14 protein-coding genes and 1 tRNA gene are annotated in these 20790 nt (G+C 72.0%); 3 read left to right on the top strand and 12 right to left on the bottom strand.

Annotated features, from left to right (window positions below; genetic code table 11):
* Position 1 precedes the first annotated feature (1 nt).
* From H5V45_RS17865 to argS, 10 genes are all read right to left on the bottom strand, one after another.
* Positions 2 to 1663 carry an ATP-binding protein gene (locus H5V45_RS17865; RefSeq protein ID WP_185254174.1) on the bottom strand — a complete coding sequence of 554 codons (1662 nt, stop codon included), beginning with the start codon at positions 1661 to 1663 and terminating at the stop codon, positions 2 to 4.
* Positions 1660 to 3138, bottom strand: coding sequence for a glycosyltransferase family 2 protein (locus H5V45_RS17860; protein WP_221634046.1), 1479 nt, complete (start codon positions 3136 to 3138; stop codon positions 1660 to 1662). Before H5V45_RS17860 ends, H5V45_RS17865 begins: the two co-directional genes overlap by 4 nt.
* Complete coding sequence (locus H5V45_RS17855; RefSeq protein WP_185254173.1) at positions 3138 to 4196, bottom strand: HEAT repeat domain-containing protein; 1059 nt, start codon at positions 4194 to 4196, stop codon at positions 3138 to 3140. Before H5V45_RS17855 ends, H5V45_RS17860 begins: the two co-directional genes overlap by 1 nt.
* A 16-nt stretch (positions 4197 to 4212) precedes the next feature.
* Complete coding sequence (locus tag H5V45_RS17850) at positions 4213 to 4584, bottom strand: response regulator (RefSeq protein WP_185254172.1); 372 nt, start codon at positions 4582 to 4584, stop codon at positions 4213 to 4215.
* A gap of 110 nt (positions 4585 to 4694) precedes the next feature.
* On the bottom strand, positions 4695 to 6641 hold the full coding sequence (gene rho, locus H5V45_RS17845; RefSeq protein ID WP_185254171.1) for a transcription termination factor Rho: 1947 nt from the start codon (positions 6639 to 6641) through the stop codon (positions 4695 to 4697).
* Between the two features lie 270 nt (positions 6642 to 6911).
* Positions 6912 to 7817 (bottom strand): homoserine kinase, encoded by a 906-nt coding sequence (thrB, locus tag H5V45_RS17840; protein ID WP_185254170.1) that lies wholly within the window; start codon positions 7815 to 7817, stop codon positions 6912 to 6914.
* A gap of 7 nt (positions 7818 to 7824) precedes the next feature.
* On the bottom strand, positions 7825 to 8925 hold the full coding sequence (thrC, locus tag H5V45_RS17835; protein WP_185254169.1) for a threonine synthase: 1101 nt from the start codon (positions 8923 to 8925) through the stop codon (positions 7825 to 7827).
* Entirely contained in the window at positions 8922 to 10244 is a 1323-nt protein-coding gene (locus tag H5V45_RS17830; protein ID WP_185254729.1) for a homoserine dehydrogenase, read from the bottom strand. The genes thrC and H5V45_RS17830 overlap by 4 nt, the downstream gene beginning before the upstream one ends.
* A gap of 8 nt (positions 10245 to 10252) precedes the next feature.
* Positions 10253 to 11656: a diaminopimelate decarboxylase gene (gene lysA, locus H5V45_RS17825; RefSeq protein WP_185254168.1), complete on the bottom strand. Its 1404-nt coding sequence runs from the start codon at positions 11654 to 11656 to the stop codon at positions 10253 to 10255.
* Between the two features lie 7 nt (positions 11657 to 11663).
* Entirely contained in the window at positions 11664 to 13328 is a 1665-nt protein-coding gene (argS, locus tag H5V45_RS17820; protein ID WP_185254167.1) for an arginine--tRNA ligase, read from the bottom strand.
* A 146-nt stretch (positions 13329 to 13474) separates the two neighbouring features.
* On the opposite strand from argS, the gene H5V45_RS17815 reads away from it, so the two are divergent.
* A tRNA-Arg gene (locus H5V45_RS17815) sits at positions 13475 to 13547 on the top strand.
* A gap of 332 nt (positions 13548 to 13879) precedes the next feature.
* Positions 13880 to 15256 (top strand): hypothetical protein, encoded by a 1377-nt coding sequence (locus tag H5V45_RS17810; RefSeq protein WP_185254166.1) that lies wholly within the window; start codon positions 13880 to 13882, stop codon positions 15254 to 15256.
* A gap of 61 nt (positions 15257 to 15317) precedes the next feature.
* On the opposite strand, the gene H5V45_RS17805 is transcribed toward H5V45_RS17810, so the two are convergent.
* Positions 15318 to 16247 carry an LCP family glycopolymer transferase gene (locus H5V45_RS17805; protein ID WP_185254165.1) on the bottom strand — a complete coding sequence of 310 codons (930 nt, stop codon included), beginning with the start codon at positions 16245 to 16247 and terminating at the stop codon, positions 15318 to 15320.
* On the bottom strand, positions 16244 to 16849 hold the full coding sequence (locus H5V45_RS17800) for a hypothetical protein (RefSeq protein WP_185254164.1): 606 nt from the start codon (positions 16847 to 16849) through the stop codon (positions 16244 to 16246). The genes H5V45_RS17805 and H5V45_RS17800 overlap by 4 nt, the downstream gene beginning before the upstream one ends.
* Positions 16850 to 16989: 140 nt before the next feature.
* Between H5V45_RS17800 and H5V45_RS17795 the strand changes: the two genes are divergently transcribed.
* Positions 16990 to 20781: a multifunctional oxoglutarate decarboxylase/oxoglutarate dehydrogenase thiamine pyrophosphate-binding subunit/dihydrolipoyllysine-residue succinyltransferase subunit gene (locus H5V45_RS17795; protein ID WP_185254163.1), complete on the top strand. Its 3792-nt coding sequence runs from the start codon at positions 16990 to 16992 to the stop codon at positions 20779 to 20781.
* The last annotated feature ends 9 nt before the right edge of the window (positions 20782 to 20790 follow it).

Genomic DNA, 20790 nt, shown 5'->3' with positions numbered 1-20790 from the left:
GTCAACCGGTAATCACGGACCCGTCGTCCGGGGCGGCCTCGCTGCCGGCCGTCTCGACGAGCACCTCGGGGTCCTCGGCCCGCACCGGACCGGCGTCGCGCTCGGTGCCCGGCTCGGCCCGGAAGACCGGCTCGGGCGGGGGCGGGGCGGCCACCCGCGCGCGGGGCTCGCCCTGCAGCCGCAGGTCGATCGCGACCGCCGTGCCCTTGCCCTCGTCGGACTCGATGACGACGTCGCCGGCGTGCTTCTCGATGATCGTCTGGACGATCCTCAGGCCCAGCCCGGTGCCCGCGATCTCGTTGGTGACGGCGTTCGACGCCCGGAAGAAGCGGGAGCCCAGCCGATCGATCTCCGCGGCGGGGATGCCGATGCCGTGGTCGGTGACGGTGACCGTGACCCGCTGGCGGACCCGGGCGACCGCCACCTCGACCGTCCCGCCGTCGCGGCTGAACTTCACGGCGTTCGCGGTGACGTTGAGGAAGGCGCGGTGCAGCATCGCGCGGTCGCCGAGGACCATCAGCTGCTCGTCGGGGACCGCGACCTCGACCTGGATGCCGCGCCGGGCGGCGGTGATCCGGACGTCGGTCACGGCGTCGCGCACCAGGGCGACCACGTCGACCTGCTCGAGGTCGGTGCCGCGTGCCTCCGCCTTCGAGAGCGTCAGCAGGTCGTCGATGAGGGTCTTGAGCCGCGTGACGTTGCGCCGGGTCGCCTCGAGCATCCGCTCGTGACGGGGCGCCATGACGTCCTCGAACTCCTCCGCGACCATCTCGAGGTAGCCGCTGATCGTGGTCAGCGGGGTGCGCAGCTCGTGGGAGACGTTGGAGACGAAGTCGTCCTTGGCGGTGTCGAGGGTGCGCAGCTCGTCCTGGATCCGGTGCTCGACGGCCCGGGCACGGCCCTGGGCCTCGGCGAACTCGTTGAGCGCCGCCGCCACGGCCCGGACCTCCTGGGGGCCGGCCGCCTCGGCGCGGACGTCGGGGTCGTTGCGCGCCATCCGCTGCACCACGGCCTCGAGGTCGGCCAGCGGTCGCGACAGCTCGTCGAGGAGCCGCCGGCGGGCCCGGGCGACGACGTACCACGCCGCCGCGGCGAGGGCGAGGATCGCGATGATCGTGCCCTTGAGCCGGACCCCGGCGTCGGCGTTGGCCTGGCGCACCCGGCGGTCGAAGGCCTCGGACGTCTCCTGGTGCGCCGAGCGGAACTCCGCGAACCGGACCTGCCCGGTGCGGAACCGCTTGGGCTGGAAGGTCTCCGGCCCGCCGGGGGCCGCGACGCGCGGCTCGGCGTAGCGGTCGAGCCAGGCCTGGGCGGTCGCCTCCTGGCGGGCGACCAGCAGCTCGAGCTCGACGTCGCCGCGGGCGAACTGCGCGACCCGCTGCTCGTGGGCCGGCAGCCGCGAGAGGGCCTGGCGGTAGTCGTCGATCGACGCGGTCTCGCCGCTGCGGGCGTAGGCCCCGACGGCGGCCTCCATGTCGGTCAGGTCCTGGAGGACGTCCTGGTTCGCGGCGGCCGCCGGCTGCAGCCGGTCACTGACGTAGTCGACGCTGCGGGTGGACAGGACCACCCCGGTGATCGCGATCAGGGCCATCAGCCCGACCAGCGCCCAGACACGGGTGATGACCGGAGCCACCAGTCGCGCGACCGGACGTCCACCGCTCATGTCCCACCGAACCCCTTGCGCTGCATGTCTCCCCAGTCGTGCCTCGACCGACGGAGCACCTCGACGATCCCCCCCAGACGCCACCAGGCGTTGATCTGCCGGTAGCCGAAGTTCTCCTCGACCGCAGCACCCATCGCCCGGAACAGATCCGGAAGTCCACGGTAGCGCCGAAACGAGACCTCTTCGGCCAGAAGCGACACAAGAGTCACGAAGCAGGCGAAGAGGATCGAGGCGGACAGCAGGAGCACCACGATGGGCACGTTCACGACGTCCCAGCTCGGGAAGAACAGGTGCTCCAGACCGAGCCCGACCATCAGGAAGACGAAGTAGGCCAGGCCGAAGACCTCGACGATCGGCGCGAGCAGCTCGAAGAAGAGGAACCACGGCATCGTGACCATCCCGATCACGCCGTACCGCGGGCGCATCAGCATCCGGTGGTGCCGCACGAAGATCTCGGTGAGGCCGCGGTGCCAGCGACGGCGCTGCTTGCGCAGCACGGCCCGGTCCTCGGGGACCTCGGTCCAGGCGACGGGCTCCGGGACGAACACCACGTCGGCGTCCCGGCCCTCGTCGCCGAGCATCCGGTGGATCCGGACCACCAGCTCGGCGTCCTCGCCGATGCAGTCGGTGGCCAGGCCGTCGACCTCGAGCAGCACGTCCTTGCGGAAGAGGCCGAAGGCCCCGGAGATGATGAGCAGGCCCCCGAGCCGGGACCAGCCGGCGCGCCCGATGAGGAACGCGCGGAGGTACTCCGCGACCTGGATGCGGGCCAGCCAGCCGCCCGGCATCCGCAGGTCGGTCACGCGGCCGCGCTGGACGCGCGAGCCGTTCGCGACCCGGACCACGCCACCCGAGGCGACGACCCGCCCCGGGTCGTCGGCGAACGGCCGGGCGACGTCGAGCAGCGCCTGCGGGTCGAGCAGGGAGTCGGCGTCGACCATGCACACCAGCTCCTTGCGCGAGTAGTTGATCCCCGCGTTCAGCGCGTCCGCCTTGCCGCCGTTGCCCTTGGCGACCAGCGCCAGGTTGTGCGAGCCGCGGCGGCTCACCCAGGTGCTCAGCACCTCGCCCTTGGTGGCGATCCGGCCGCCCGGCACCAGCGGCACCTCGACCATGTCGAACTCGGCCACCATCTTCGCGACGGTGTCGTCCTTGGAGCCGTCGTCGATGACCACGACCTCGAAGTCCGGGTAGCGCAGCGACGTCATCGCCTGCACCGACTGCACGATCGTGGCGGACTCGTTGTACGCCGGCATCAGCACCGAGACACCGCGGGTGTGCGGGTCGAGGAACCACTCGTCGTACCCCGCGAAGTCGACGCGGCGGCGGTAGGCCAGCAGGTCGCTCAGGGCCAGCCCGGTGAGGATCAGGAAGCTGGAGTTGATCAGCACGGAGTAGATCGCGAACGCGATCCCGAGCGCGAACATCACCTGGCTGAAGCCGGCGACGAACCCGTCGAGGAGGAGGACCTGCATCAGCTGCCCCCCAGGGCGGCCAGGGCCACGACCTCGCGGGCCACGGGGGCTCGGGAGTGCTCCAGCACCTCGCGGCCGGCGGCACCGCACCGGTGCAGGGCGTTCGCGGCGGCGCGGGACACCTCGACGTTGTCGTCGTCGTGCAGGACGCTCGCGAGCGCCGGCACGGCCCAGTCGCCCCCGATCAGGCCCAGGGCGCGGGCCGCCGCGCGGCGCACGTCGGCGTCGCCGTGGCCGAGGGGAGCCGCGAGCGCGATGACCGAGCTCGAGGCGCCGAGCTCGCCGAGCGCGTAGATGGCGGCGATCTTCAGCTCGACGTCCCCGTCCTCGAGGGCCTGCTCGAGCTCGGGGACGGCCTGGATGGCACCGACCAGGCCGAGGGCGGCCGCGGCCAGGGAGCCGCGCCGGTCCCCGCTCTCGCCGTCGGACACCGACTGGCGCAGCCCGGCGCGGAGCACGGGGACCGCGACGCTGCCGATGCGGTCGATCGAGGACAGGAAGTCGCGGCGCAGCCGCGGCTCCAGCGCGGCCCGGCGCAGGAGGTTCTCGACCACCTCGGCCTCGTGGAAGGCACCGAGGGCGAGCATCGCGGTGCGGCGTACGCCGAAGTCGCGGTCGTCGAGACCGGCGAGGACCAGGTCGCGGCTGGTCGGGTAGCGCAGCACGCCGAGGCGGTAGATCCCGCGGCAGCGACGGACCGCCGAGCGGGCCCGGGTCTGGGCGACGGCGTCGTCGAGGGACCCCCACTCGCGGAGCACGTCGCGCAGGAGGTCGCGGGCCGTGCCCCGCAGCTTCGGGACCAGGGCGAAGGCGTCGTCGACGACGGCGGCACGGTCCTGGGGACCAGCGGCCAGGAGCACCGCGAGGGACTCCTCGACCTCGTCCTTCTCCCCCGTGCTGAGGGTCATGACGTGGCGCCAGACCGGCCCGCGCAGGTGCACGCGGCGTGCCTCGCTGCGGTCCTTGGTGACCCGGATGGTCACCAGCAGCAGCACCACCGCGACGCAGGCCAGCGTGAGGACGACGGCCGCGACATACCCGAGATTCGCGACGCTCATGTCGTGCCGGGTGCCCTCATCGGGATCGGGACAGCAACGCCTGGACTCGGGACGCGAGCTCGCGAGGGCTGAACGGCTTGGTGATGTAGTCGTCGGCACCGGAGTCGAAGCCGGTCTCGACGTCGGACTCCTGGGCCCGCGCGGTCAGCAGGATGACCGGGAGGTCGGCGAGCGCCGGGTCGGCGCGGATGACGCGGATCGCGTCGAGACCGGAGACGCCCGGCATCATCACGTCCAGCACCGCGAGGTCCGGCCGCTGGGCCTGGCAGGCGTCGATCGCGGCCGCGCCGTCCGCAACGGCGATCACGTCGTGCCCGAGCGTCGAGAGCTTGAACTCGACGAGCTCACGGATGTCGACGTCGTCGTCAGCGACAAGAATGCGAGCCACGATTTCCCCTTCTCCTGCAGGTGTGGTGGCAGCCTAGGGCATGCCCGGCCACCTCGACGGCGGACCGGGCCGCCCGATCGGGGCGACCCGGGTCCGGTCCCGAGGCGTGGTCAGTCGCTGCTGCCCGGCTTGGGCGTGGACTTCTGGACCTGCAGGAGGAACTCCATGTTCGTGGAGGACTTCTTGAGGCGCTCCAGCAGCAGCTCGAGGGCCTGCTGGCCGTCGAGGCCCGAGAGCACCCGGCGCAGCTTCCACACCACGGCGAGCTCCTCGGCGCTCATCAGCAGCTCCTCGCGGCGGGTGCCGGACTGCACGGCGTCGATGGCCGGGAAGATCCGCTTGTCGGCGAAGTCGCGACGCAGCCGGATCTCCATGTTGCCGGTGCCCTTGAACTCCTCGAAGATCACCTCGTCCATCTTCGAGCCGCTCTCGATCAGGGCGGTCGCGAGGATCGTGAGCGAGCCGCCGTTCTCGATGTTGCGTGCGGCGCCGAAGAACTTCTTGGGCGGGTACAGCGCGGCCGAGTCGACGCCGCCGGACAGGATCCGGCCGCTGGCAGGCGCGGCCAGGTTGTAGGCCCGGCCCAGGCGGGTGATGCCGTCGAGCAGCACGACCACGTCGTGGCCGAGCTCGACCAGCCGCTTCGCCCGCTCGATCGCCAGCTCGGCGACCATCGTGTGGTCGCTCGCCGGGCGGTCGAACGTCGACGAGATGACCTCGCCCTTGACCGAGCGCTCGAAGTCGGTGACCTCCTCGGGACGCTCGTCCACGAGGACCACCATCAGGTGGCACTCGGGGTTGTTCGTCGTGATCGAGTTGGCGATCGACTGCAGGATCATCGTCTTGCCGGCCTTGGACGGCGAGACGATCAGGCCGCGCTGGCCCTTGCCGATCGGGGCGGCGATGTCGATGACCCGCCCGATCAGGTTGGTCGGCTCGGTCTCGAGGCGCAGCCGCTCCGAGGCGTAGAGCGGCGTGAGCTTCGCGAAGTCGACGCGGGTCCGGGCCGACTCGGGGTCGGCGCCGTTCACGCCCTCGATGCGGACCATCGGGTTGAACTTCGCCTTGCTCTCGCCCTCGCGGGGCTGGCGCACCTGGCCGACGATCGCGTCGCCACGGCGCAGGCCGAACTTGCGGACCATCGACAGCGAGACGTAGACGTCGTCGCTGCCCGGGAGGTAGCCACTGGTGCGCACGAAGGCGTAGTTGTCGAGGACGTCGAGGATGCCCGCCGCCGGCACGAGGACGTCGTCCTCGAGGATCGTGGTGTCGGGCTCGTTGCGCTGGCCGCCGCTGCGGGCGGCGCGGGGCTCGCGGTTCGCCGGCTGGTCGCGCTGCGGCTGCGGCTCGCGGTCCCGGTCGCGCCCGCGGCGCCGCCGGTTGCGGCGGCTGCCCTCGCCCTGCTCGGCGTTGCCGTCCTGGTCGTTCTGGCGGCCCTGGTCGCTCTGCCGGCCCTGGTCGTTCTGACGACCCTGATCGTTCTGACGACCCTGGTCGTTCTGACGACCCTGGTCGTTCTGACGACCCTGGTCGTTCTGGCGACCCTGGTCGTTCTGGCGACCCTGGTCGCCCTGGCGACCCTGGTCGTTGCGCTCGTCGTCCTGACGGCCCTCGGCCTTGCGGGGCTGGTCCTGACGGCCCTCGGCCTGGCGGGGCTGGTCCTGGCGGGACTCGTCGGCACGCGGCTCGTCGGCGCGGGCGTCGTCCTGGCGCGGCTGACCCCCGCGGGTGCGTGCCTTGCGCGGCCGCTCCTCACGGGTGGGCGACGCCTCCTGCGGCGCGGCGTCCGGGGACGCGGCCCGCTCGGGCGCGGCCTCCTTGGTCGGGGCCGCGCTGCGCGCCGGCTTCGACGCGGTCGTGCCGGCGGCCTTGCCCGGGCCCGACTGGGCGGCCTTGATGGCCTCGACCAGCTGGGCCTTCTTCATGGAGCCGGCGCCGGCGATCCCCATGCCGCCGGCCATCGACTTCAGGTCGGCGATCAGCAGGGAGTTGAGCCCGCCACCGCGCTTCTTCGGAGCGTCCGAGGAGGAGGTGGAGGATTCGATGGTTTCCGTCACGTGAGGTCCTTCCCACGTATCAGCCGCTCGGCTCGACGAGCCGTCGGCGTCTGGTCATTGCTTCCCCGGCCGTCCGACCTCGGGAGAGGGCAGAGCGACGGTGGCGCGGGACGGGGCCCGCACGGGATCGAGGAAGGTGCGCACCCAGGGACTGATGTCACCTGATGGCGCTACGCCGAGATGTCTGACGCGCTCCGAGGGTAGCACCGGGAATGCCCGGTGTGGCATCGGGCACATCGTCCGCGAGCCGCGTCGCGCGGACGGCGGAGCTCACCCGACGCGGACGCCGTCGGCGTCGACGGCGAGGTGGTGCGCGGCCCAGCCGTCCGGGCAGCGGGCCAGGAGCGCGGCGGTGGCCACCCGGTCGCCGTCGGCGAACGCCAGGACCGTCGGTCCGGCACCGGACACGAGGGCGGGGACGCCGTCGACCCGCAGCGCGTCGACGAGCGCCAGCGACTCCGGCATCGCGGGGCGGCGGTACTCCTGGTGGAGGTAGTCGCGGGTGGCCAGGTGCAGGTGCTCGGGCTGTCCGGCGAGCGCGGCGACGAGCAGGGCGGTGCGCCCGGCGTCCGCGGCGGCATCGGCATGCGGAACCTCGGCCGGGAGCAGGCCGCGGGCCACCGCGGTCGACACCGGCGAGGGCGGCACCAGGACGACGGCCGAGACCCGGGGGTCGACCGACGAGCGGACGGCGTAGAAGACGTCCGCCTCCCGGCCCGAGATCACGAACCCGCCGTAGAACGCGGGCGCCACGTTGTCCGGGTGGCCCTCCAGCCGCGCCGCGAGCCGGAAGACCGCGTCGTCGTCGAGGAGCAGCGTGCCCCCGGCGACCAGCGCCCGGGCCAGGCTGACGCCACCGACGATGGCGGCCGACGAGGAGCCGAGGCCGCGGGCGTGCGGGACGACGTTGCGGCAGGACAGGCGCAGGCCGCTCGGCTGGGCGCCCATCTCGGCGAAGGCGGCACGCATGGCGCGGACGACGAGGTGGGTCTCGTCGCGCGGGACGTCCGCGGCGCCGGCGCCCTCGACCTCGATCTCCAGCCCGGAGGCCAGCACCTCGGCCGTGAGCTCGTCGCGGAGGTCGAGCGCGAGGCCGAGCGAGTCGAAGCCGGGACCCAGGTTGGCCGAGGTGGCCGGGACGCTGACCCGGACCGGGCCGGTGACGAAGGTGGTCACGACGCGGTCAGGCGAGTCCGGCAGCCTCGGCGGCCGCGCTCACGTCGGCGTCGATGACGGTGTCCACGATGCTGTGGCCGCTGCTCGCGAAGCCCTCGAGCGCCGTGGCGGTGTCCTTGAGCCCGTGCCCGGTGACGGTCACGACGACCGACTTCCCGGCGTACGACTCCCCCGCCGCGAGCTCCTGGAGCAGCCCGGCGATCCCGGCGGCGGAGGCCGGCTCGACGAAGACGCCGTCGTGCGAGGCGAGCTCGCGCTGGGCGGCCAGGATCTGGTCGTCGCTCACCGCGGCGAAGCGACCGTGGGACTCGTTGCGGGCGGCCTCGGCCAGCTTCCACGAGGCGGGGTTGCCGATCCGGATGGCCGTGGCCCGGGTCTCGGGGTCGGGGAACGGCTCGCCGGTGACGAGCGGCGCGGCGCCCTCGGCCTGGAAGCCGCGCATCACCGGACGACGGGTGGCCAGGCCGAGGTCGGCGTACTGCGTGTAGCCCAGCCAGTACGCCGAGATGTTGCCGGCGTTGCCGACCGGCAGGAGGTGGTAGTCCGGGGCGTCGCCGAGGAAGTCGACGATCTCGAAGGCGGCGGTCTTCTGGCCCTCGAGGCGGACCGGGTTCACGGAGTTGACCAGCGCCACGGGGTAGTCCCAGGCCAGGCCCTTCGCGAGCATCAGGCAGTGGTCGAAGTTGCCGCGGACCATGATCACCTGCGCGCCGTGGATGACGGCCTGGGCCATCTTGCCGGCGGCGATCTTGCCCTCGGGGACCAGCACGAGCGGCTTGAGGCCGGCCTTGGCGGCGTAGGCCGCCATCGACGCGGACGTGTTGCCGGTCGAGGCGCAGACGACCGCCTCGGCGCCGTCGTGCTTGGCGACCGAGATCGCGGCGGTCATGCCGCGGTCCTTGAAGGAGCCGGTGGGGTTGTCGCCCTCGACCTTGAGCCAGACCTCGGCGCCGGTCAGCCCGGAGAGCCACTCCGAGTGCACCAGCGGGGTGCCACCCTCGCGGAGCGTCACCGCCGGGGTGCCCTCGGGGATCTCGAGCAGGTGGCGGTACTCCTCGATCACGCCCCGCCACTGGCGGGTCCGGCCGACGGTCGGTGCGGTGGTCATTCCTGCTCCCCTTCGACGCGCATCACCGAGGTGACCTCGCGGACCATGTCCATCCCGCGGAGGTGCTCCACGGTGGCGCTGAGCTGGGCGTCGGTGGCCTCGTGCGAAACCACGACGAGCTGGGCCTCCGCACCGCGGCCCTCCTGGCGGACCGTCTGGATGGAGACGCCCTGCTCGGCGAACGCGAGCGCGACCGCGGCGAGCACGCCCGCCTTGTCGTCGACGTCGATCGCCACGTGGTAGCGGGTGCGGGTCTCCCCCATCGGCAGCACCGCCCGGTCGGCGTACGCCGACTCGCCGGCGCCCCGGGTGTCGCCGAGGCGGTTGCGGGCGACCGTGACGAGGTCGCCGAGGACGGCGGAGGCCGTCGGGGCGCCGCCGGCACCGGGGCCGTAGAACATCAGCTGGCCGGCGGCCTGGGACTCGACGAACACCGCGTTGTAGGCCTCGCGGACCGAGGCCAGCGGGTGCGAGCGCGGGATCATCGCGGGGTGCACGCGCACGGCGACCGCGTCGTCGCCGTTCTCCGTGGGGCGCAGCTCGCAGATCGCGAGCAGCTTGACCACGCAGCCCATGTCGCGGGCCGACTGCACGTCGGCGGCGGTGACCTCGGAGATGCCCTCGCGGTGGACGTCGGCCGCGGTGACGCGCGAGTGGAACGCCAGCGAGGCCAGGATCGCGGCCTTGGCCGCCGCGTCGAAGCCCTCGACGTCGGCGGTCGGGTCGGCCTCGGCGTACCCGAGGTCCTGGGCCTCCTCGAGCGCCTCGGTGAAGCCGGCGCCGGAGCTGTCCATCTTGTCGAGGATGAAGTTGGTGGTGCCGTTGACGATCCCGAGCACCCGGGTGACCCGGTCACCGGCGAGCGACTCGCGCAGCGGACGCAGGATCGGGATCGCCCCGGCCACGGCGGCCTCGTAGTAGAGGTCGCGGTCGGCCTTGGCGGCCGCCTCGAAGAGGGTCGGTCCGTCCTCGGCGAGCAGAGCCTTGTTGGCGGTGACGACGCTGGCGCCGTTCTCGAGCGCCGACAGGATCAGCGACCGGGCCGGCTCGATGCCGCCGATCACCTCGACGACCAGGTCGACGTCGTCGCGCGCCACGAGCCCCGCGGCGTCCGTGGTGAGCAGCCCCGCGGCGACCTCGACCTCGCGGGCCGCGTCGAGCCGGCGTACGGCGACCCCGACGAGCTCCACGGGCACGCCCACGCGCGCCGCCAGGTCGCCGGCCTGCTCCTGGAGCAGCCGCACCACCTGCGAGCCGACCGAGCCGCAGCCCAGCACCGCCACGCGCAGGCTGGTCCTGGGCTTGTCGCCCTCCGTCATGCCGGTGCTCACGAAACGTCTCCCACGTCGGTTGCCAACAGGTCGTCCTCAGTCTCGCGGCGCACGACGATCCGTGCGACGCCGTCCCGGACTGCGATCACCGGCGGTCGCAGCGCGTGGTTGTAGTTGGAGGCCATCGAGCGACAGTAGGCACCCGTCCCCGGCACCGCCAGCAGGTCCCCCTCCGCGACGTCGCCGGGCAGGAACTCGTCCTTGACCACGATGTCGCCGGCCTCGCAGTGCTTGCCGACGACGCGCGTCAGCACGGCCGGTGCGTCCGAGTGCCGCGAGGCGAGCGTGCAGGAGTAGTCGGCGTCGTAGAGCGCGGTGCGGATGTTGTCGCTCATGCCGCCGTCGACGGAGACGTAGGTGCGGACCGCTCCCCCGTCGAGCGCGACCTTCTTGACCGTCCCCACCTCGTAGACCGTGCACATGGCGGGCCCGACGATCGCGCGCCCGGGCTCGATCGAGAGCCGCGGCTCGGGGATGCCGAGGGCGCGGCACTCGTGCTCGACGATCTTGCTCATCTCGGTCGCGAGCTGCGACGGGTCGGACGGGTCGTCCTGGGTCGTGTAGGCGATCCCGAAGCCGCCCCCGAGGTCCATCTCGGGCATCGTCACGCCGAGCTCGGTGGAGATCCGGGCGTGCAGCGCGAGCACCCGGCGGGCGGCGACCTCGAAGCCCGACGAGTCGAAGATCTGCGAGCCGATGTGGGAATGCAGGCCGAGCAGCTCCAGCCCCGGCGCGTCCAGGACGGCCCGGACGGCGTCGAAGGCCTGGCCGTTGGTGATCGAGAAGCCGAACTTCTGGTCCTCGTGGGCCGTGGCGATGTACTCGTGGGTGTGCGCCTCGACGCCGGCGGTCACCCGCACCATCACGCCCGCGGTCGCCCCGAGCTCGGCGACGATCGCGGCCAGCCGCTCGATCTCGACGAAGGAGTCGACGATGATCCGCCCGACCCCGAGCCGGACCGCGCGGCGCAGCTCGGCGGGGGTCTTGTTGTTGCCGTGGAAGCCGATCCGGGCCGGGTCGACCCCGGCACGCTCGGCGACGGTGAGCTCGCCGCCCGAGCAGACGTCGAGGCTCAGCCCCTCCTCCGCGATCCAGCGCGCGGCGGCGGTGCAGAGGAACGCCTTGCCGGCGTAGTAGACGTCGTACGCCGCGAACGCGTCGCGGAAGGCCCGGGCGCGGGCCCGGAAGTCGTCCTCGTCGAGGACGTACGCCGGGGAGCCGTGCTCCGCGACCAGCGCCGCGAGCGACACCCCGCCGACCTCGAGGACGCCGTCGGCCTTGCGAGCCGTCGTCGACCACAGGTGGCGGACCAGCTCGTTGGCGTCTGCGGGCTCCCGCAGCCACGAGGGCCCCTTGAGGGCGCCCTCGGCATGGGCCCAGCCTGCTTCGTGCGCGCGCATCAGCCGCTCACATCCGCTCGGGCGCCGAGACGCCGAGCAGGCCGAGACCGTTGGCGAGCACCGTGCGCGTCGCGGCCACGAGGACCAGCCGGGCCCGGTGGAGGTCGTTGACCTCCTCGTCCCCCATCGGGAGCACGCGGCAGCTGTCGTAGAAGCGGTGGTAGACCCCGGCGGTGTCCTCGAGGTAGCGGGCGACGCGGTGCGGCTCGCGCAGCTCGGCGGCGCTGGCGACCACGCGCGGGAGCTCGGCCAGCGCCCGCAGGAGCTCGCCCTCCTTCTCGTGGGCGAGCAGCGCCGGGTCGAAGGAGTCGGTGCCCCAGGCGATGCCGAGCTCGCCCGCGTTGCGGAGGATGCCGGAGACCCGGGCGTGGGCGTACTGGACGTAGAAGACCGGGTTGTCGTTGGTCTGCCGCGCCCACAGGTCCAGGTCGAGGTCGATGTTGGAGTCGGAGCTGAAGCGTGCCAGGGCGTAGCGGCTGGCGTCGACGCCGATGGCCTCGACGAGGTCGTCGATGGTCACGACGGTGCCGGCGCGCTTGGACATCCGCAGCGGCTGGCCGTCGCGGAGCAGGTTGACCATCTGGCCGATCAGGATCTCGAGGTTCGTGCCGGGCTCGTCGCCGAACGCCGCGCACATGGCGTTCATCCGGCCGACGTAGCCGTGGTGGTCGGCGCCGAGCATGATCAGGCACCGGTCGAAGCCGCGCTCGCGCTTGTCGAGGTAGTAGGCGAGGTCGCCGGAGAGGTAGGCACCCTCCCCGTCCGACTTGATGATCACCCGGTCCTTGTCGTCGCCGAACCTCTCGGTGGCGAGCCAGACCGCGCCGTCCTTCTCGTAGGTGTTGCCGAGCTCGCCCAGCCGCGCCACGGCCCGGTCGACGGCCCCGCTGCGGTGCAGGTTGTTCTCGTGGAAGTAGACGTCGAAGTCGACCCCGAAGTCGTGGAGGCTCTGCTTGATCTCCTCGAACATCATCTCGACGCCCTCGGCGCGGAAGACCTCCTGCGCCTCGGCATCGGTGAGGTCCTTGACCTGGGGCTCCTTGGCCACGACCGCCGCGGCGATCTCGTGGATGTAGGCGCCGCCGTAGCCGTCCTCCGGCGCGGGCTGGCCCAGCGCGCTGGCGAGCAGCGACCGGCTGAACCGGTCGATCTGGGCGCCGTGGTCGTTGAAGTAGTACTCCCGGGTGACCTGCGCGCCCGTCGCGGTGAAGATCCGGCCCAGCGCGTCGCCGACCGCGGCCCACCGGACGCCGCCGATGTGGATCGGGCCGGTCGGGTTGGCGGAGACGAACTCGAGGTTGATCCTCTCGCCCGCGAACGCGTCGCTGCCGCCGTACGCCGCGCCGGCGTCGACGACCTGCGCCGCCACCACGCCCTGGGCGCCGGCCGCCACCGTGATGTTGAGGAAGCCGGGCCCGGCGATCTCGACCGCGGCGATGCCGTCGGCCGCCTCGAGCCCCTGCTGGACCAGCGTGGCGAGGTCGCGCGGGTTGGTGCCGGCCTTCTTGGCGAGCTGCAGCGCCACGTTGGTGGCGTAGTCGCCGTGCCCCTTCTGGCGCGGGCGCTCCACCGTCACGGTCGTGGGGACGCCCTCGGGCAGGGTGAGGTCACCCCGGTCGGAGAGGGTCGTCAGGACGTCGACGATCGTGGTGGAGAGCTGCTCGGGAGTCACCACCCCAGCGTATCGGCGCCCGCTTCACCGCCCCGCATCGATATCGCTGGTGGGATCGCCGCCCGATCCCGGGCCGATTGCATCCCGGTCGGGGGTCGACGGTAGGGTTCGGGCAGCCACCACGACGGCGTACGTCGCGGCAGCATGCCTCCGTAGCTCAGGGGATAGAGCACTGGTTTCCGGTACCAGGTGCCGCAGGTTCGAATCCTGCCGGGGGCACCCTTCGATCTCTCCGGAGATCCGGCCGGCCGGACCCTCACCGGGTCCGGCTCCGCCCTGCCCGGCCCGCGCGCAGCCCCGGCGCAGCCACCTCCCCCGCCTCGGAGGACCGAGCAGTGTGCACCCGCGGGGCGTGCCCGCGGAACCTTTCCACGGCAGTTTTGCCGTGCGGTCCAGACGGCTCGGCCGATCTGGTGCGACCTCGGTCCCGCGACGTGACCACGGGAACAAGATCTCGTTGAGTCAGCGCTCGTCGTCCTCGGGGGCGCGGGCACGGGCCGGAGCCCCCATCCCGGCCTCCCACTGTCGCCACACCCGAGGGAGATCCCGCAGTGAAGCCAACCGTCCGGCGCGCGCTCGCCGCCACCACCATCTGCGCGGCCGTGGCCGCCACCCTGACGGCCGGTCCGGTCGCCTCCGCCCAGCAGGGCCGGGCCGAGCGCCCGGGCAAGATCACCGGCTACGGCTACAAGGGCACCGCCGTCGGCGCCCGCCTGATCACCGGCAACGTGGAGAACCTGTCGCTGCGCGAGGCCGAGGCGCCCCTGCGGTGCACCCGCAAGGTCGACCGGGTCGTCGACGCGAGCGGGAAGCTGACGGCACCGGAGAACTCCCTCATTTCTCTGTCCGAGTCGACGAGCCGGACGCTGAGCTACGCGAAGAACGGCCGGTACGGCGTCCGCGCGGTCAACACGCTGGGCGACATCACCCTCGGTGGCACGCTCCCCGGCCAGGACGAGTCGACCCCGATCGTGACCCTCAAGGGCCTGCAGACGACGGCCGACGCCTTCCACACCGCCCAGGGCTACGGCCACAAGGAGTCGTTCACGGCCCCCACCCTGGCCATCGACGTCAGCGTGCTGACCGACAACGGTGTCCCGATCCCGCCCGAGCTGACCGACCTGCTCGACACCCTCGAGCAGACCGGCAACCAGCTGACCGGACAGGTCATCGACGTGCTCCAGCAGGCCGGCGCACCGATCGAGATCCCGCAGCTGGGCAGCATCGCGATGGGCTACATGAAGGGCCACGCCGGCAAGTACGGCGCCGAGTCCGACACCAAGGCCCTGCAGTTCGTCATCGACGCGACCGGCGAGGAGCAGTCGCTCCAGCTGGGCCAGGCGCGGGCGGTCATCGGCGGCCCGACGCCGGCCGGCGTCTTCCGCTCCACGTCGATGCCGCTCGAGGTGAGCGCTTTGGACGGCGTCCTGCACTTCGGCGCCGTCAAGCCCAAGACGATCCCGTGCGCCGGCACCCGCGGCCGGACCGCCCACCGGCACCTCGACTCGGCCAGCGTGGCGCCCGGCGGCCTGCTGATCGGCGCCACCGACATCGACTACACGTTCATGGGCCGGCAGCGCCCGGACGGCAGCGCGCGCGGCCTGGAGGTCCAGCGGATCGGCGAGATCAGCATCCCCTCGCTCCAGCTGACCCTCAACGACATCGTCGCGCGGTCGACGGCCCGGATGAACAGGAAGGGTGACATCACCAACGGTCACTCGGGCTCGGTCGGCTCGATCACCTACCAGGGCGAGACGGTCGCGGCCCCCGGCCCGGGCAAGACGGTCAACCTCGGTGACATCGGCTACCTCGAGGGCCTGTCCTTCGAGAAGAGCAGCAACACCGTCACCGCGCTGCGGCTCACGCTGGTCGACGAGAACCTCGTCATCGACCTGGCCAAGGCGCAGAGCCGGATCTTCGCCTACTGATCCCCACGCGGACGACCCCCCGACCTGCTGGTCGGGGGGTCGTTCGTACGTCGGCGCGGGCTCAGCAGTGCTCGAGCGTCGCGTCCTTGCGGGCCTCGTTGCCGAGCATCCGCGCCTGGCTGGTGAACGGCCGCACGATGCTGGCTCCGCCTGCCTCGCCGATGCTGCCCTGGACGACGCAGGTGGTGATCTTCGCGGGCTCCACCTGGGCCATCGCCTGCGCGAGCCGGAACAGCTCGGCCGGCGGCAGGTCGGTGTAGAGGTGCTCCATCACGTTCATCACGCCGCGCTCGATGAAGCCGGGCCGGTCCGCGCGGGCCCGCACCTTGGCCTGGATGCCGCGCAGCACCCGCTGCTGGTTGGCGGAGCGGTCGAAGTCCCCGCGGATGAGGTCGTGGCGCGTGCGGGCGAACGCCATGGCGTCGTACCCGCTCAGGTGGATGCGCCCGGCCCGGAAGCCCTTCGGCTTGAGGTAGGTGTCCGCGAAGGCGACCGGGTTGCGCACCTCGATGCCGCCGATCGAGCGCACCATGTCGATGAAGAACGGGAAGCGCGACACGAACACGTAGTCCGGCTGGATGCCCACCAGGTTGCCGACCGCCTGCCCGAGGAGGTCGGGGCCGCCGAAGTACAGCGCGGCGTTGATCTTGTCGTAGCCGTGGCCGGGGATCGAGACGTAGGAGTCGCGGGGTACGCCGATGGCGGCGGCCGCCCCGGTGCGGGTGTTCATCCCGATCAGCTGGAGGGCGTCGCCGCGGGTGCGCGTCATGTTCTCCCCCGGCCGCGCGTCGGAGCCGACCGCGAGGATCCACACGACGTCCGGGCTCACGTCGACCCCGGAGCCGCGGTGCACCTTCACCAGCGCGACCTCGGTCGGCTTCACCGCGGAGGCCGGCACGACCAGCGCGGCCAGACCGAGGACGGCCGCGAGGGCGGCCCAGCGGAGCAGGCGCGGGTAGCGGGTGCTCCGGCGCGGGTGGGGCGTGCTCACGTCAGGGCTCCCTTGTGGACGTCGTAGCCGAAGATCCGCCAGCCGTGGTGCTGGGTGAGGAAGAGGCGGCCGGCCACCTCGATGCGGCGCTCGAGGTCGCCGGTCGTGCGCAGCCGCAGGACGAAGCGAGCCGTGGCCCCGACCGGCCGGTGGCGCACCACGAGTGCGTCGATGTGCAGCACCCGGCGGGTCGCGGTGACGCCGTCGATGCGGCGGCCGACGTCCTGGTTGGTCATCAGGTCCCTCTCACGGAGCGCCTCGGCGCGGGCGCCGGTCGTGAAGTGCGGGAAGGAGGCCCTGAAGTCGCCGCGCGGGTAGTCCCCGTCGAGGTACGCCGCGTCGATCCAGTCGTCGACGACCCGGGTGACGGCCTTCGTGAAGCGGGCCCGGTCCTTCCTGCCCAGCTTCCCGGTCAGCACGCCGAGCGACGCGGTGGTGGTGATCGGCGCGGGCTCGTCGGCCGCGGCGCTGCCGGTCGCGGTGGCCGAGGCCTCGGCACCGGGACCGTCGCCCCCGTCGTCGCCGCTGCAGGCCCCCGCGAGGAGCGCCAGGACCAGCAGCACGGCGGCCACAGGTGCGCCCGTTCGGGCGGGTGTTCTCATGCTCGTGAATCTCCCTGTCGTGTGGCTCGCGCAACACCCTGCCCCAAAGGCCACCCTTCCCTCGGCATTTGCTGGCGTGTGGGTCTAGCCTTGAGGACTGAACTCATCCCCGCGCGCTCCCGGAAGAGGCGAAGCAAGTCGTGCCGCAGTCGTCAGGCCCCCAGTCCCCTGAACAGCCCTCCGCCGACTTCGGCGCCAACGAGTGGCTGGTCGAGGAGATGTACGACCAGTTCACGTCCGACCCGGGGAGCGTGGACGCCACCTGGGTCCAGTACTTCAAGGACCACGGGCTGAGCAACGGCACCGCGAACGGCGCCGGCAACGGCTCCGCCCCCGCGAAGGCCGCCGAGCCCGCGAAGCAGCAGGCCCCGAAGGCCGCGTCGAAGCCGGCGGCCGCGCCGAAGGCCGCCGACAAGGCCCCCGAGAAGGCCCCCGAGAAGGCCGAGCCCGCCAAGGCCGAGCCGGCCAAGAGCGCGCCGGCCGCCCAGGCCAAGCCGCGCCCCGACGCGAAGGCCGCCGAGCCCGCCAAGGGCACCAGCAACCCGGTGCCCAAGGAGTCGAAGACCGCTGCCCCTGCCGCGGCGAGCGACGAGCCGACGTACACCGTCCTGCGCGGAGCGCCCGCGCGCACGGCGGCGAACATGGACGCCTCCCTCACCGTGCCGACCGCGACGTCGGTCCGCTCGGTGCCGGTGAAGCTGCTCTGGGACAACCGCACCGTCATCAACAACCACCTCGCCCGCGCCCGCGGCGGCAAGGTCTCCTTCACGCACCTCATCGGCTACGCGCTGGTGCAGGCGGTGCGCTCGATCCCCGACATGAACGTCGGCTTCGAGGTCAAGGACGGCAAGCCCAACCTCGTCACCCCCGCGCACATCAACCTCGGGCTGGCCATCGACGTCCCGAAGCCCGACGGCTCGCGCCAGCTCCTGGTGCCGAGCATCAAGGCCGCCGAGACGATGGACTTCGCCGGCTTCTGGACCGCCTACGAGGAGGTCGTGCGCAAGGCGCGCGACAACAAGCTCACCGTGGCCGACTTCCAGGGCACCAGCATCTCGCTGACCAACCCCGGCGGCATCGGCACCGTGCACTCGGTGCCCCGCCTGATGTCGGGCCAGGGCGCGATCATCGGCGTCGGCGCGATGGAGTACCCCGCCGAGTACCAAGGCGCCTCCGAGGAGACCCTGACGCGCAACGCCGTCAGCAAGGTCATGACGCTCACCTCGACGTACGACCACCGCGTCATCCAGGGCGCCCTGTCCGGCGAGTTCCTGCGCCGCCTGCACCAGCTGCTGCTGGGCGAGGACGGCTTCTACGACGAGATCTTCCGGTCGCTGCGGATCCCCTACGAGCCGATCCGCTGGTCCAAGGACATCGCGACCACGCACGACGACGACATCAGCAAGCAGGCCAGGATCCTCGAGCTGATCCACGCCTACCGCGTGCGCGGCCACATGATGGCCGACACCGACCCGCTCGAGTACCGCCAGCGCAGCCACCCCGACCTCGAGATCGAGCAGCACGGCCTGACGCTGTGGGACCTCGACCGCGAGTTCGCCACCGGCTCGTTCGGCGGCAAGGGTCGCCCGTTCATGAAGCTGCGCAACATCCTCGGCATCCTGCGCGACTCGTACTGCCGCACGACCGGCATCGAGTACATGCACATCATGGATCCCGAGCAGCGCCGCTGGATCCAGGAGCGGGTCGAGCAGCCGCACGTGAAGCCGCCCCGCGAGGAGCAGCTCCGCATCCTGCTGAAGCTCAACCAGGCCGAGGCCTTCGAGACGTTCCTGCAGACGAAGTTCGTCGGCCAGAAGCGCTTCAGCCTCGAGGGTGGCGAGACCACGGTCCCCGTGCTCGACGAGCTCTGCGAGGCCGCCGCCGAGGCGCACCTCGACGAGGTCGCGATCGGCATGGCCCACCGCGGCCGCCTCAACGTGCTCGCCAACATCGTCGGCAAGAAGTACTCCCAGATCTTCCGCGAGTTCGAGGGCAACATCGACCCGCGCACGGTCCAGGGCTCCGGCGACGTGAAGTACCACCTCGGCGCCGAGGGCGAGTTCGTCGCGGGCTCGAAGGACAAGATCAAGGTCTCCGTGGCCGCGAACCCGTCCCACCTCGAGGCCGTCGACCCCGTGCTCGAGGGCATCGCCCGCGCCAAGCAGGACGTGCTCAACCGCGGCGGCGAGTTCCCCGTGCTGCCGCTGCTCGTGCACGGCGACGCGGCGTTCGCCGGCCAGGGCGTGGTCGCGGAGACGCTCAACCTCTCCCAGCTGCGCGGCTACCGCACCGGCGGCACCATCCACGTGGTCGTCAACAACCAGGTCGGCTTCACCACCTCGCCCGGCTCCTCGCGCTCGTCGCTCTACTGCACCGACGTCGCCCGCATGGTCCAGGCGCCGATCTTCCACGTGAACGGCGACGACCCCGAGGCGTGCATCCGGGTGGCCCGGCTCGCCTTCGAGTACCGCCAGGCGTTCAACAAGGACGTCGTCATCGACCTCGTCTGCTACCGCCGTCGCGGTCACAACGAGGGTGACGACCCGTCGTACACCCAGCCGCTGATGTACGACCTGATCGAGCAGAAGCGCTCGGTCCGCAAGCTCTACACCGAGTCCCTCATCGGTCGTGGCGACATCACGATCGAGGAGGCCGAGCAGGTCCTGCGCGACTACCAGCAGCAGCTCGAGCGCGTCTTCACCGAGGTGCGCGAGGCCAGCAGCCAGCCGTCCGAGTGGACGACCGTCCCGGACTACCCGGACAAGCCGGCCGGCGAGACGGAGACGGCCGTGTCCGTCGACGTCCTCAAGCGGATCTCCGACGCCTACGTCACGCCGCCCGAGGGCTTCACCGTCCACCCGAAGGTGATGCCGCAGCTGCAGCGCCGGGCCGCCGCGATCACCGAGGGGCCGATCGACTGGGGCACCGGCGAGATCCTCGCCTTCGGCGCGCTGCTCATGGAGGGCCGCCCGGTCCGCCTGGCCGGCCAGGACTCCCGCCGTGGCACCTTCGTTTCGCGGTTCGCGACGATCATCGACCGGCTCAACGCGGACGAGTGGACGCCGCTGACCTCGCTGACCGAGGACCAGGCCAAGTTCTACGTCTACGACTCGCTGCTCAGCGAGTACGCCGCCCTCGGCTTCGAGTACGGCTACTCCGTGGCCCGTCCCGAGGCGCTCGTCCTCTGGGAGGCGCAGTTCGGCGACTTCGTCAACGGCGCCCAGACCGTCATCGACGAGTTCATCACCGCCGGCAAGACCAAGTGGCGCCAGGAGTCCGGCGTCGTGCTGCTGCTGCCGCACGGCTACGAGGGCCAGGGCCCGGACCACTCCTCCGCCCGGATCGAGCGGTTCATGGCGATGTGCGCCGACGAGGCCTTCGTCGTCGCCCAGCCGTCCACGCCCGCGTCGTACTTCCACCTGCTGCGGCAGCACTCGCTCGGCGAGGAGCACCGCCCGCTGATCGTCTTCACCCCGAAGTCGATGCTCAAGCGCAAGGAGGCGGCCTCGCAGCCGTCCGACTTCACCAGCGGGACGTTCCGCCCCTTCATCGGCGACGCCGCGGCCGACCAGGACAAGGTCGACACGCTGCTGCTGTGCTCGGGCCGGGTGACGTGGGACCTGATGGTCGACCGGGCCAAGCGCGAGAACCCGGAGCGGTTCGCGATCGCGCGCGTGGAGCAGCTCTACCCGCGCCCGATCGACGAGATCAAGGCCGAGATCGCCCGCTACCCGCACCTCAAGGCGGTCCGCTGGGTGCAGGACGAGCCCTCGAACATGGGCCCGTGGCCGCACTACGCGCTCAACGTGTGGCCCGAGGTCGACGCCCAGGTCGAGCCGGTCACCCGGGAGGCCTCGTCCTCGCCGTCCGTCGGCACCGTCAAGCGGCACACGGCCGAGCAGAAGGACCTGCTCGACCGGGCATTTCACTGAGCGGAGCCG

Source organism: Nocardioides luti (assembly GCF_014212315.1).
In the GTDB taxonomy this organism is placed as follows: domain Bacteria; phylum Actinomycetota; class Actinomycetes; order Propionibacteriales; family Nocardioidaceae; genus Nocardioides; species Nocardioides luti.
The sequence above is the reverse complement of the archived record's forward strand: the minus strand, read 5'-3'. Positions and strand labels throughout refer to the sequence as shown.

Coding starts and splice junctions, on each gene's coding strand:
- H5V45_RS17865 (WP_185254174.1), bottom strand. CDS start 1,663: ATGAGCGGTGGACGTCCGGTCGCGCGACTGGTGGCTCCGGTCATCACC.
- H5V45_RS17860 (WP_221634046.1), bottom strand. CDS start 3,138: ATGCAGGTCCTCCTCCTCGACGGGTTCGTCGCCGGCTTCAGCCAGGTG.
- H5V45_RS17855 (WP_185254173.1), bottom strand. CDS start 4,196: ATGAGCGTCGCGAATCTCGGGTATGTCGCGGCCGTCGTCCTCACGCTG.
- thrC (WP_185254169.1), bottom strand. CDS start 8,925: ATGACCACCGCACCGACCGTCGGCCGGACCCGCCAGTGGCGGGGCGTG.
- H5V45_RS17830 (WP_185254729.1), bottom strand. CDS start 10,244: ATGACGGAGGGCGACAAGCCCAGGACCAGCCTGCGCGTGGCGGTGCTG.
- lysA (WP_185254168.1), bottom strand. CDS start 11,656: ATGCGCGCGCACGAAGCAGGCTGGGCCCATGCCGAGGGCGCCCTCAAG.
- H5V45_RS17800 (WP_185254164.1), bottom strand. CDS start 16,849: ATGAGAACACCCGCCCGAACGGGCGCACCTGTGGCCGCCGTGCTGCTG.